Genomic DNA, 12,489 nt, shown 5'->3' on the forward strand with positions numbered 1-12,489 from the left:
CTCGTACTCTTTGATCATGCTGATGATCTGTTCGTCACTAAATCTGCGTTTCATAGTCCATCCTTTGCTTGGACGGATTGCTAACACCTCAGTGGCCTGATTTCAGGGGGCTGGGTCAACAGATTTCGATTGTAGGTGCCGCGCAACCTGGCGGAACGGGTGTCGAGCGACTGTGAACCCATTGACTAGTTATTTTAGGAAACGCTGTTCATCGACTGGTGAGACCACGAATATGCGCTCAGTCCACTGATGCCCTGTCAGAACACTAATGAGTTAAGACCAACGCTTAGGTTTTCTTCTTCGATTCTCCAATTGTCTTGCGCACAAGTTCGAAGAGCTGTTCGAAGCGATCATCATCATAGGGCATCACTTTAAGCAATTTGAAGTCTTGGTAGAGTCGCTCCAATTCGGTCAATTCGCCTTCAAATCGCCTCTTGTCTGCATCGGTTGTCGGAAAATATGTTGCCTTCCCGAAGAGGAAGTAGGCTCGTCCAAGGAAAGATCTGCACCCACCTTCAAAGTCAGCGCTCGACGTGATGTATTCGGCATAAACAGGAGTGATCTTGTTGACCTTGTCGGTCAACTCACTGTCTTTGACACCCCTGTTCTTCAGAACTGTAGCGCCAATAAACAGATTGGTTAGCAAGCTTTCGGTGACCTGATATCGAATCCAGTCATCGGGAATTGTGTGCGTCTGCCCCAATGCCGCGGCGATCTTGTCGCTGATTTCCAAGATGCGCCTCTTCAGTTCCGCCTTCTTGGGCTTCTCATCAGCCTGGGTTTCCAGGAAAACCTCGGCAAGTTCGATAGCCGCTTCTTCGCTACGAAACCTCACTCTCAACCACTCTCGCGAGGCCCGGTTCTTCTCTCCATCTAGGCAAGCTTCTGATTGCTGCAGCGACGTTCTGGCGCCCGTCAGCTGTGCCGGCGTCTTTGCCTGCAATCGCTGTGCTATGGATTTCACGTAGTAGGATTCCCGGCCGCTGAGGTCCTCGGTAGTTGCTGTCTCACTGGACCTGCGCAGTAATGCCTGGTCGGCGATCAATTCGGCGGTTTGCCATTTGCCGAGGCTTGCGAACAAAGATGCGAAACTAAGGCAGTAGGAGTACCCTCCGTCATCTTGACCCTCCAGAGCACGAATGTCGTCTAGAGACACTTTCTCTTTGGGATCGCCCGCAATCCTCTTGATAGTGTCGTAGGCGTTGTGAAAACGGCCAAAATAGATAGCAGGAACACTTCGGGGGCGAATGGGAAGCTTGGCTTGATCGAACACAAAGTAACTTGTGCTCAGGACCTGCTCAAAGAACTCGGACCATGACGAATGTACTTCCGCAACTTTCTTTCGGGCGACGTCCCGCATCGCTTTCAGTACAGCTGTTTCATCGCCAGCTTCAGAAATTCCTTGGATCATTCGCTTGTATTTGTTGCTCGACGCCGCGTGCGCCTCCTCAAGCTTCGCCACGTGGTCACGCCAGCCAGCCTTGATTTTGGAGGCGAGTGCTTCGAAGTCTTCAGAGTCACCTTTGGTTTTTGACCCGCCGGTTTCAATCTCCTCAAGTGCAGGCATCATGTCAGAAAGCAACTTGATCCAGCCATCAAGAAGCCTCACCGTATTGGAAACACTCAGTTCTTCGCCTTTAGCCTCCTGATCCGGCGCCAAAACTGATTGCGCTGCAAGAAACGCTTTCGGGTGGCGGATGAATTCATCGCGAAACGTCTTGTCTGGCCCGATTTCGACGCACTTGCTTGTCGTGATCAACGCAGCGTCCGCCGTGATCAAAACAACCTTATGACCGGTTCCAGAAAGCCGTTCGTTTATGAGCTGAATTCTTGCGAGCGCCGACACGTCACACCGCATGGCATATTGGTTCTTGCTCACACCCTGCGTTTCGAAAACTTTGCCCCAGTCGACCCTGTACCGGGTCTCGCTGATCTGGTCCCGCAAAGTCCGCGGTACCGAGAACTTTCCGTATAGCTCAGGTTCTTTTTTGAACAACTCGCTGAAATAGGGTGCGGTTGAAAAGGCCAGACCAAGACGCTGAACGCGTCCTGTCTCAACGATCTCAGCAAACCTTCGATAGTCCTGCCCTGGACCGTCATCATGAGCCAGCAAATTCGCGAGCTTTGGAAGAGCTTGCTCGAGCAGCTCAGCTGGTTCGTTGGCCATTGAAAGAGCAAAGGCAAAGTCTTCGCTGATATCATTGAGCTCTTCTTCGAGTTCAATTTGTTCATGCACACCGCGTAGGAGCATCGTTTCAAATGCCCATCTCGCTTCCGCATCATGGCCGTGAGAAATCAAAAACGGTCGCTCGAAACTGCACAAACGTTCAAAGAGGAAGCGCCTTAGACTAAGGGCAAGCGTTCGTGCGTCCTCAAGCCGATCATCAAAGAACACGTGCCCCAAATCGGCGCGCCGGTGTGGTGACACTCCGAAGAAGAGGATGTTGGTGTCCACAGCATAGTGAATGACAGTCCCTTCACTTTGAGACTGCAGATCGTGCTGACACAATCTGACTTCTTCAGCTAGCTCTCCAATATCTTTGCTGTAGCGCAGTAGTCTGTTTCTATAGTCTTTCTTCATTCCTTGATCCACCGAGCGGCGCGCGCGGTAGGGATCTTGTTTTCCCCCAGCAAACGAGACGCCTGGTCCGCCAAACTCATCTCGGCAAATGCTTCAGGGGTCAGGGGACCATCTTCCTCATATTGAGCGACCGGTGACACCACCGGCAAATCTCCAATATTGGGCACAGGGCAAATTTCTTCTGTCGTACCAGGTACTATGAAACATTCTCTGTTCTCAGCGATGTAGAGTAGATGCATCCGCTCGAATGTCGCGCGCCACAACCAGTTCTCGTTGGCGTGGCGACCGGGCGCGTCGTTTTCAAAGTGAAGCTTAATTAAGCCATCGACATATGTCGGAGCACCAACAATCTGAAAAATTGCGACTGCAATCTTGTTCTGGCAAGTTTCCATTTCGTCGAGGCCAATACGGCGCAGCCTGGAAAACTCGGAGTTGCTTTGCTTGGCAAGACCCCTTACAATTTTCCACCAGGGCCGTCGGGAATCGCGGATCTTTTCGACAATAAGTTCTTCAAAAGGCTTTTCTTTTGCGGTCTTGTTGTGCGACGCAATCTCTTCAAGCGAAGCGACTTTGAACTCCTCTGCGGCAAAGAGATCTTGTAATGGCGCTATGAGCGTTCGCCCGTCTCGAAAGCCGATAAGCAAGCCGAGGAGCTTGTTGCTATCGGTGTAGATTAGCGACCCTGCATCTCCGGCTTCCCCAAATCCTGCGTCAGATGTGGCTTGCACTTCAACAAGGCGGCTCTTGACGCGCAGCGAGGTTTGATCGGAATATTCAATATCCAAGGAGGTGTTTATTCGTCTGACATAGCCCGTGCGAATTGAGTCGTCGCTAGCTCTGAACCAGACGTTCTGGGCAAACACGCTGTTTGTGTTGGCAACTTCGCAAACCGAATAGCTCTCTGATAACACTTCCGCCTGCTTTTCGATCGCAAACCAACCCATCGCCCGAGCGCCCTGCCAAACCTCGTGATTAGAGTGCCAGCGTGCGGCTTGCGTTCCAACCTGTCTCGAAGATTTCTTGCCAGCAACAAAAACACCCTCTTTAGCGCTTTGAAGAAAGTCTCGGCTCGTCAAACCAAACAGCTCTCCATGAGCATTGGAAAGGATCAAAGTCACCTTTGCCTCGAAGCCGCCCTTGAGGGCGATTATGCTACCAGAAGCAAGCATTACTTTACCCTGGTGCCTTGACGGCAGACACGTAAGTGTCTCGGTCGCTGCGTTTCTGAGAAATCAGGGGTATGCCAAACAATTCGCGGTCAAATCCGCCTGTCTTCTTAGAAGACTTAAGGTAAGCGTCGTTAGTCTCGACCACGAATGTACCACTCTTGCTTTCGTTGTCCCAATCAGGCTCAACAGCAGTGCCGAGGACTTTCTTAGCGAATGACTCTGCTTTTGCCAGACGAGCCTTAACATACTCAAAATCATCAGGCTGATCGCGCACAACATCAGGCAAAGCGGACGAAAACGCCGCCGGTGGTAACTTCACATCAATCACGTTTTGCAACGTATGTGTCTTTCTTGCTACCTCAATATCGAAGCTCTCAAAAAGCTCTCGGATGGGCGCTTTTGTGCCGTGCCTCACGACTTTTCTATCCGCCTTGATCTTCTTTCGCCGACCGTCCGGGTGCCGGATATAGGGTTCGCCCCGGAATTCCTCAACTCTCCCCCGCACATAGATTTCGGGACGCACGCTCAACGCATGCGCCATCAAGAGCTTGTTGATCGGCGCTGCGTTGGGAGAAAACGGCGCTTCAAGGTTGCCGACGAGAGTGACGCGTTCAGGTTTGTAAAGCGCCGCGTCTAGAATGTCCAGGCATCCCGCGGGAAGCGCGGCAATGATCTTTTCATAGCCCTTTGCAAGCTCAACGGCGATGGCGTTTTGTTTCGTCGTCCCAAAATGCAAATCGGGGTCGCCGAATTCAGGATCGAACTCCATGTTCTTCGACTCTATCCGTTGCTCCAAGTTGCGGATGTTCTCTTCGGTTTGGGACAGTACGTATTCGTCGAAGCCAGCGACCGTGGTTGGTGGTTTTTGGTACGTGCGATGACGCAGAGCCGCAATCACCTCGATCAGCAACTTTCCTCCCTCGACCTTGCGGTACATGAAACGCCCGCAGTCGATAAGCCCCCCGTCACCGGTCCCGCTGACAATGAACTTTGCGTCTTCCTCTCTTTCCCGGAACGTTCCAATTGCATCCGGCACCCAGTACGTGGATTCATCACTTAGATCGAGATCGACTTCTTCCCCGAATCCAAGAGCAACAAAAACAGCGTCGAATTCCTCCTTCTTCAAAGAAACGGTATTGTCCTCAAGCGTGTGCTCATAGTGAACGACGACGCCATCTTTATCGACGCTGCACTTTTCAACCTTCTTGATCGCGCAACGTGTTTTGGGTTTTGGCAATTCTGGTTTAAATTGGGTTTCCCATTCCTCGAACAGCGCATCAGTTACGCGTTTTGCCGTATCGACGTACCAATTCAAAAATGGATTACTTGTGCTGGACGCAAACCGCGCCGTCATCGGCCATGAATTGTAGCATGGATGAAGCAGTCGATGTAGAGCTTGGAGCTGCAACTTCAGGACGCGATCACGTGTTTCAAAGACCTCTGCCATCACACCCATACCAGCCAACGCCACGCAGGCAGTTGTTCCAGCCAAACCACCTCCGAGAATGGCCACTCGAGAACCCGGTTTCACTATCTCACTCAGTTGGTGCGCAGCAAATGCAACGTTCAATGCGCGCTTCTGCTGAAAGGCAAACCCAACCTTGTTACCATAGGGACCAATGCAAAAACCAAAGTCCCCTAATTCACTTAATCGCGCGGGCTCCAAAACCAACTTCCGCGCATCCCCCACAGAAAATTCCAAATCTGTCCCTGTTCTTTTGTTTTTTGGGACTTTAGCCCCATTTCAGCGCCAAACCCATAGTTTAAGGCAAATATTGCACGAGAGTATGGCAAGCTGGATACAGCCATCAACAGATAATGAGCGTCTTCTTCCGCCTTGGAGCGAAAAAATGGCAGATAGTTAAGTTATAAACAGAGTTATGCACATTTGGAGGCAGTCGAAAGCTGCGCAAAAGCCCAAATGCCTTTGCTCATTGTTAAATTTGAAACAAGGACAATGGCTGGTTCACGACGACGGAAAGAACGCCCTTACAGTGCCTTGGATCATTGCGGAACGGGACGCTGTGCAATGATCGCCCGCAGATAGACCTGAGATGTCGGCTGGCGCATTAAAGTCCACCCAAGTCACACCTTTTCTGGACAAAAGCTGGTCGAGTTCCAGTGTCGTTGAAGAGGGGCTTTCTAAATTTTTTAAATAACAACAAACTAAAAGATAAGATGTTACGGTGGGAGCATAATTCCTAGATCCGCCGCCGGGATTCGAAAGGGTTGCGATTTTTCGGGGTTCTTTGAAACCTAGGTCGCGGCGCACCTTACCAACACCGAAAGTGTCCAAATTCAAAGTGAATGTTTTAGACCTGCACAGCTTGACCCACAAAGCCCATAAAATGATTTGCCGCGTCAATAAGCCTAAGAAGATCGTGGAGATCGTGTTCGTTATTGATAGCGCTGCGCAGCCAGAGCTGCACCTGAAGAGCTGAAACTTAAAACCACTGGCGCATCACGGGCGTTTGCGCCTAACTTGCCCCCGTTCAAGTTGTGGGGTTTTCTATGCGGTTTTTGCTTCGTTGCCTATCACTGATATTCGTATTGGCCGGAGTTTTACCGGCCAACGCTGATGTTCGGGCAGAGGTGAAAGCCTTGTTCGAGCAAGACTTGACCGATGTGGATTTCGCGGAAGTCATGGCCGCCGTGGAACGGATCATAGATCCCCGCTTGGACGGCGAGGCAATATTGGCCGAGATCGACCGTATGGCCTTCCACATCCAGACCGCTACGCCAAAGGATGCCCCCGAATGGGACAAGGTGGATGCCATCCGTCAGTACATCTATGAGCCGGGCTATTGGAACGGCAACCGCGCCTTTGCCTACGATCTGGATGACCCTTATGGGTTGAAATTCGAGAACCGCTTTTTGTCCGACTATCTCGCGGATCGACGCGGCAACTGTGTGACCATGCCGTTTCTCTTTATCGCCATTGGGCAACGTTTGGGGCTGGATATGCGCCCGTCACTGGCTCCGCAGCACGTTTTGGTCAGATTCACCACCAAAGAAGGTGAAGATCACAACATCGAGGCCACCAATGGCGGCTTGCGCAGTGACAACGCACCTTACGTCAACAACATGCCGATCACGGCGAAAGCCATCGCCAATCGGGTGTTTCTGGCAACTCTCAGCAACGAAGAAGCGGTGGCCGTAATTGCCATTGTTGTGGTGGAGTATCTGATCAAGGAAAAGCGGTATCACGACGCTATGGCCGTGGCCGACACCTTGCTCAATCACTATCCGAATTTCGCCTATGCAATGGTGAAAAAGGGAACTGCCGCCTACTATCTGCTGAAGACCAAATTCTACGATGAATACCCGACCGCCCAAGACGTGCCAGATGATCAGCGCTACTACCTCGCCTATCTTCAGCGCGTGAACCAAAACACTTTCGACCAGGCCGAAGGTTTGGGTTGGCGACCGGCAGAGCGATAGGTTAGCCTCAACTCAGAGTTGGAGTTTTAGTTCAGGAGAGATTCGATGCTCCGCATTTTGCAGCAATTCATTCTCACAACATTTTTTGCCGTGTTCGCCTCGCAGGCCAGCGCGATGTTCATCCAGCCCGATTGGTTCGATCCGACCGATCCTCGTGTTGGAACAAACCGTTATGCCTATAGCTTCAATGATCCGATCAATCAAAGAGACCCGGGCGGGAATGCAGTCGAAACGATTTGGGATGCTTTTAATGTAGCTCTCGGGGCAGTTTCATTTGCCGGGAATGTTGCTGTTGGAAACTACTGGGGAGCCGCGCTTGATGCCGCAGGAGTGGTTGTGGATGGAGCTGCAACAGCTACTCCGGTCGTGCCCGGAGGAGCGGGCGCGGCAATTACAATTGGCAGGATTGCAACAGCGAGTAATGCAGTTCGCAATGGTGCTCAGAAGTTTGGGAAAGTATTCAGTAGATCAAAAATATCCCAAACAACTGATCGTATTGCCTCTCGCGTTCAGAACAACTTGGATCATCTGTCAACAAGTGATCTAATCGGTGCGGCAGGCGATATTCTAGGTAGTCCAGTTACTATCGGAAACAAGACATATGATCACTTGAACGAAGTTGAGAATGCTCTTTCAGGTCTTAAGAACCAAGCCCAAGACCTTCAAAGGATTCTGGCAAGAGATGATCTAACAGAAGCACAAAGACGAGCTGCGCAAGAGCTCCTATCCTCAACATCTAACCACATAGACCGGGTAGAGAAAACACTCGATACGGCGAGAGATGTGGCTGAGAAAACTAAAGGCATTATTGAATGATTGACTTTAGGAATATCTATCTAAAGGCAAAGTCAGGTAGCCCTCTGCCCAGAGGTGATAGGGAGGCGTTGTCAGGTAATTTTTTTGGGGCTGAGAGCGGTATTAGCTACCATTCAGTCTTGGCCTTTGGGCTTGTCTCTCAGCCATCGAAACGGAATGTAGAACGGCTTTTGTCGCTCGCCGAGTATTTTAAGGTACATTGGGATGATGACCGACTAAAGGCTTGCTTGACCTGCGGTTGCATGTATTGGGAGGTGTGTGAGGACTTTGTTAACTTGGCGAAACAAATCTTAGATGAAGAAGACGCGAGCGTTTTTCAAGAAAGTGCTCCCGTTTCAGCCTCGTGCTTATCTAAGGTTGCCGCCGAAAAAAAATCTACTGAACTGCTGCATCATTTGATTTCGTGTGCGCAAAAGAGTTTTCAAGATGGCTTCGCTATTCGTGGGGAGGCTATTGTCAGCGCAGCCCTCAAAGCTGCGACCGGCCAGAAATGGATTAAAAAGTCAGAACTCACCCCGTTTCTGAATGTAAACATGCTAGATACTATTCAATTTGATATGGAGCTGGAAACCTGATCAGGTTTCCGTTTGTTTCAATCTTGTGTAACATATGGACGACCCAGACCGTGTAAAAACGCCCCACCAGATCGCCGTCAGACCACCCCAAACCTTCGGGTTTCATACAAAACAAGCGGGGCCATTCAGACCCGTGCCGCCTCAATCAGCGCCGGGATGCCCACCACACCCATTGCGCGGCGTATGTTGCAGGCGAGGTCTGTGAGGCTGAACTCAGCGCGGACGTTCGGGAGGCGGCGAGTCAGGAAATCGCGGTGGCCCATCCAATGTTTGATCGAGCCAAAGGGGTGTTCGACTGTTTCTCGCCTGAGCGCCATTGCCTCAGGCCAGTCAGCCATCCGCGCCTTGGCGCGGTCAAGGACGGCTTCGTCCTCGTACCGTGAAATCCGCCGGGGAGATTTTGCGGCGGTGCATTGAGACCTGATCTTGCAGGCGGAGCACGCGGCGCGTTTGGCTTAGGTGGTGAAGCGCTTGCCCTTGTCGGTGCCAGTGGCAACCGGCGTCAGGAGGGAGCCGCCGGGACAAAGATAGGCATTGCGTTCCGCATCAAAAGTGAAGTCAGCTTTGCCAAAGCGTTCGCCGTCTTTGTAGACGCGCGGTTTCTGGGCGGGAACGTAGGCCGTGATGCTCTCCGCTTCGCAGGCTGCCAGATCATCCACTTGGTAGTACCCGCCATCGGCAACGACGGTGACGGCCTCAAGGTCGAGGTTGTCTTTTGCGGCCTTGGTCGTCTCCGCCAGCAAGCCTTGGTCGCTGACATGGTTGCAGACCTCTTGGGCGGCAATCAGGTGGCGCTTGGCGTCCACGGCTATCTGTGCGTTGTAGCCCACGCCGATCCGCGCGCCTGCGTGCATTGCCCTTGCGTCAGGATCGGTCAGCGAAATTTGCGCTGAGCTATGCCCAAAAGTTGGTGATGGCGTGATCAGGCGGCGATTTGAACTTGCTTGATGCCGTCTTTGAACTCAACCCCTTGAATGACCTCGGGTAGACGGTTTGGCCCTGAGATCTTTCGCCACTTTTTCTTGGCCGACATCATCAACCTGAAGACCATTGCAAGGGCGGTTTTGCGGTTCAGGCATCCCTTGGTTTTCTTGGTGCGGTTTCTGACGGTGGCAAAGACACTCTCGATTGGGTTGGTCGTACGGATGTGCTTCCAGTGTTCTGCCGGGAAGTCGTAGAAGGCCAGCGACTCGTCGCGGTCCTTCACCAGATTGGCCACGGCCTTCTCGTATTTCACGCCGTAGGTGTCGATGAAGAGATCGAAGGCGGCATCGGCTTCTTTCTTGATCTCGGCCATCCAGATGTCCTGCAAATCAGCCTTGGCTTTCTCATGCAGAGATTTGGGCATCGCGCCCAGCACATTCGATGTCTTGTGAACCCAACAGCGCTGCTCGCGCGTATCGGGAAATACATCCAGCAGCGCCGTCCAGAACCCAAGTGCGCCATCGCCGGTGGCCAGCTCGGGCGGCATCGTCTGGCCTCGTTTCTTCAGGCTGACCTCATCAGCTCGCCCCACGGGTATTTTGCGTTGTGTAGATCGATGTTGTCTCAGAACGCGGCACGCGCGGCGCTCCGAGACATTCGGCTCAGCACGAACACGATCAATGCAGGCGCGACGACGAGCGGGGCTTAGAAGTTTCCCTTTGCAGCTTCCGCCAAGATGATCCGTCTCCCATGCGTTTTGGAGTGTCGAAACCCAACTTTCTAGTTCCATTGTTCCAAGCGGAAGCTGGATCACTTCGCCAGTCTTTCGCCCTCGAAAACTGGGGTGCTCTTGCAATACATTTCTGTCAAATGATGTCAGCCTAACACTTTGTAAGGCGGATGGTTTTGGCTGATTGTTTGCACGAGTGTGCTCGGCCATCGTCTTATAAATCGCTTCCAACAAAGCGCTTTTTCCGCAGTTGTTAGGGCCAACGAAAATGGTCACGCCTGAATGTGCATCAAGAGTCAGAGGCGGAGCGTCTGGCGTGCGTCCGCACGTTAGCTCAATACCTTCAATCCATAACTCACCCTCAAACTTGCGCTGTTCCGGTGCTTCTTGGCCGTATGCGCGTAGGTTTCAGTTGTTGTGACACTGGCATGGGTCACGGGCGTCTGAATGATCTCTTATTACCTATGCATGTATTTTCGGTAGTCAAACCCTAGCGCCTCCATGGTTTCCAACGTCGGTTCAGCGGAGCTCTTAAGACCGTTGTTTTCTTGGAAAGAAATCATGGCGAATTTAGTCTTGAGGCCATAGACTCCATCGACTTCACCAACATCGTATCCACGAGCGACTAGAGCACGCTGCAAGTCCAGTTCCCATCGTGGGACCCGCCGGTTGATTTTTTGAGTTTTATCAATGAATAAAGATACTTGCGGCCATTCTAAATCAACATTTCGGATTAACGGAACAAGTGTGATTGCCGCTAGAAGCAAAGCGAAAAGACTTGCAGGTAGAGCATATTTCTTTCGCACTTCTTGGGAGGCCACTAATAGGCCACCGCCGGATAATACAAACAAAGACGCTATTATGACTTCCAACAAAATATGCATTACAAACTAGACTACCTAATAACTCACTCTCAAACTAGCACTTTTCCGGGCTTAACTCGGCCGTATGCGCGTAGGTCTCTGTTGTCGTCACGCTGGCGTGGTTCACGGTCGCCTGCACGTCCCGGATCGGCACCCCGGCTTCAAGGCTTTGCGTGATGAATGTCGCCCGTGCTGAATGCGGCGTGATCGAGGGCGGCAAGCCAACCAGCCGCGCGTATTTTTTAAACAGATCACGAAACGTCCCCCTCCCAAGCGGCTGGCCGGTGTTCTGACCCGCCCGCGCGGCCAAAAACAGCGGCGCGTCGGCTTGATCGCCATGCCCGCTTGCGGCCAGATAGCGCCGGATCGCCGCCTGACAGTCCGAATGGATGGCAACGATGTTGCCCCGGTCGCCCTTGGTGCGCATTTCCAGCACCCAATATTCTCGATCGAGCCGAAAATCCCGCACCCGCAAGCCACCCGGTTCTGACACACGTCCGCCCGTGTAGAAGAAGACGTGCAGAATGGCGCTGTCGCGCAGCTTTTGCAGCTCTGGAACGTCGCGCTGGCCTTTCAGCGCCAAAGGCGCATCGAGCATCGCCCGCGCCTGTTCTGCCGTCAGAGCGTGCGTCTTGCCCGCCCCGACCCCGGCACCGCCCGTGGCAGGCCGCTTGACCCCGGCCACGGGGTTGGTTTCACAAAGCTGCTTGTCGGCCAGAAATGCATAGAGGCTCGACAAAGCCGCGAGCCGGTTGGCCGCGGTGGCATTTGATAACCCGCGTTCCCGCAAGGTCTCGACCGTTCACTTGTTACACTGATCTTGATATTTTCCGATGAAGCTCTGCGTCCAAACGAACCCCTCTATCTACGTCTTCGTGAAGAAGAAGCTTTTGGGGTATGGGGTATCGGTCATTGAGCATCATTGACGAATAAACCGAGGAGGCGTTTATGATCCGCGTCGGACGCAAGCTCAATTAGCCGGTGTTTTGAATTCGCTAATGGACCTGTTCATCCTGAGCGGTCTGCCTGAGTCGGTCAGGTCGGACAATGGGCCGGAATTTATCATCCAGAAGGTGCGCGACTAGATTGCGACGGTCGAGGCGAAGACACTCTGTATCGAAGCGGGATCGCCTTGGGAGAACGCATACTGCGAAAGCTATAATGCCCCGTTTCGCGACGAGTTGCTCAACGGCGAAATGTTCTACACCCTGAAGGAAGCCCAATGGGTCATGCATGTCGTGGCACTTCTCATGGGAGAGCCTGGCTTTTTGGCGAACTGAAGACTGACGCTAGTTGCAAAAATAGCTTGGAAACCGCATTCGCTGAGCCGTAGGGCTGAATGCAGTAGGCGTCCCGAGACGCGCCTTGTCCAATAGGCTTCCATCTCTGC

General features: G+C 52.4%; 9 protein-coding genes and 3 pseudogenes. 4 read left to right on the top strand and 8 right to left on the bottom strand.

Going from position 1 to position 12,489, the window contains the following annotated elements; genetic code table 11:
* Positions 1–286: 286 nt before the first annotated feature.
* The 3 genes from PFY00_RS12750 to PFY00_RS12760 are packed head-to-tail and all read right to left on the bottom strand — an operon-like array spanning position 287 to position 5,452.
* A complete protein-coding gene (locus PFY00_RS12750) occupies positions 287–2,581 on the bottom strand; it encodes a hypothetical protein (RefSeq protein WP_271432961.1) in 2,295 nt (764 codons plus the stop codon).
* The gene (locus PFY00_RS12755) at positions 2,578–3,750 is read right to left on the bottom strand and encodes a hypothetical protein (protein ID WP_271432962.1); all 1,173 of its coding nucleotides are present in this window, start codon (positions 3,748–3,750) and stop codon (positions 2,578–2,580) included. The genes PFY00_RS12750 and PFY00_RS12755 overlap by 4 nt, the downstream gene beginning before the upstream one ends.
* 4 nt (positions 3,751–3,754) lie before the next feature.
* A complete protein-coding gene (locus tag PFY00_RS12760; RefSeq protein WP_271432963.1) occupies positions 3,755–5,452 on the bottom strand; it encodes a hypothetical protein in 1,698 nt (565 codons plus the stop codon).
* 899 nt (positions 5,453–6,351) lie between these two features.
* On the opposite strand from PFY00_RS12760, the gene PFY00_RS12765 reads away from it, so the two are divergent.
* The 3 genes from PFY00_RS12765 (at position 6,352) to PFY00_RS12775 (ending at position 8,582) form a co-directional block, all read left to right on the top strand.
* Positions 6,352–7,191 (top strand): transglutaminase family protein, encoded by an 840-nt coding sequence (locus PFY00_RS12765; protein ID WP_271432964.1) that lies wholly within the window; start codon positions 6,352–6,354, stop codon positions 7,189–7,191.
* A 45-nt stretch (positions 7,192–7,236) separates the two neighbouring features.
* The gene (locus tag PFY00_RS12770) at positions 7,237–8,007 is read left to right on the top strand and encodes a polymorphic toxin type 28 domain-containing protein (protein WP_271432965.1); all 771 of its coding nucleotides are present in this window, start codon (positions 7,237–7,239) and stop codon (positions 8,005–8,007) included.
* A gap of 242 nt (positions 8,008–8,249) precedes the next feature.
* Positions 8,250–8,582, top strand: a complete 333-nt coding sequence (locus tag PFY00_RS12775) for a hypothetical protein (RefSeq protein WP_271432966.1) — start codon at positions 8,250–8,252, stop codon at positions 8,580–8,582.
* Positions 8,583–8,707: 125 nt separating this feature from the next.
* Here the strand turns inward: PFY00_RS12775 and PFY00_RS12780 are convergent.
* The 5 genes and pseudogenes from PFY00_RS12780 to PFY00_RS12800 all read right to left on the bottom strand — a co-directional run.
* Positions 8,708–9,019 (bottom strand): annotated as a pseudogene (locus PFY00_RS12780) (transposase); the annotation flags it as partial.
* Positions 9,020–9,037: 18 nt separating this feature from the next.
* Positions 9,038–9,436, bottom strand: a complete 399-nt coding sequence (locus PFY00_RS12785) for a transposase (protein WP_333908212.1) — start codon at positions 9,434–9,436, stop codon at positions 9,038–9,040.
* A 68-nt stretch (positions 9,437–9,504) separates the two neighbouring features.
* Positions 9,505–10,227 (bottom strand): annotated as a pseudogene (locus tag PFY00_RS12790) (IS256 family transposase); the annotation flags it as partial.
* Between the two features lie 467 nt (positions 10,228–10,694).
* Positions 10,695–11,120 (bottom strand): peptidoglycan-binding domain-containing protein, encoded by a 426-nt coding sequence (locus PFY00_RS12795; protein ID WP_271432967.1) that lies wholly within the window; start codon positions 11,118–11,120, stop codon positions 10,695–10,697.
* Between the two features lie 34 nt (positions 11,121–11,154).
* A complete protein-coding gene (locus tag PFY00_RS12800) occupies positions 11,155–11,838 on the bottom strand; it encodes a tyrosine-type recombinase/integrase (RefSeq protein ID WP_271432968.1) in 684 nt (227 codons plus the stop codon).
* A 155-nt stretch (positions 11,839–11,993) separates the two neighbouring features.
* Here PFY00_RS12800 and PFY00_RS12805 point away from each other — a divergent pair.
* Positions 11,994–12,331, top strand: a pseudogene (locus tag PFY00_RS12805) (integrase core domain-containing protein); the annotation flags it as partial.
* Between the last annotated feature and the right edge of the window lie 158 nt (positions 12,332–12,489).

The sequence above is a fragment of the Thalassococcus lentus genome (assembly GCF_028023555.1).
Taxonomy (GTDB): domain Bacteria; phylum Pseudomonadota; class Alphaproteobacteria; order Rhodobacterales; family Rhodobacteraceae; genus Thalassococcus_A; species Thalassococcus_A lentus.

Coding starts and splice junctions, on each gene's coding strand:
- PFY00_RS12775 (WP_271432966.1), top strand. CDS start 8,250: ATGTATTGGGAGGTGTGTGAGGACTTTGTTAACTTGGCGAAACAAATC.
- PFY00_RS12770 (WP_271432965.1), top strand. CDS start 7,237: ATGCTCCGCATTTTGCAGCAATTCATTCTCACAACATTTTTTGCCGTG.
- PFY00_RS12785 (WP_333908212.1), bottom strand. CDS start 9,436: ATGCACGCAGGCGCGCGGATCGGCGTGGGCTACAACGCACAGATAGCC.
- PFY00_RS12755 (WP_271432962.1), bottom strand. CDS start 3,750: ATGCTTGCTTCTGGTAGCATAATCGCCCTCAAGGGCGGCTTCGAGGCA.
- PFY00_RS12750 (WP_271432961.1), bottom strand. CDS start 2,581: ATGAAGAAAGACTATAGAAACAGACTACTGCGCTACAGCAAAGATATT.
- PFY00_RS12795 (WP_271432967.1), bottom strand. CDS start 11,120: ATGCATATTTTGTTGGAAGTCATAATAGCGTCTTTGTTTGTATTATCC.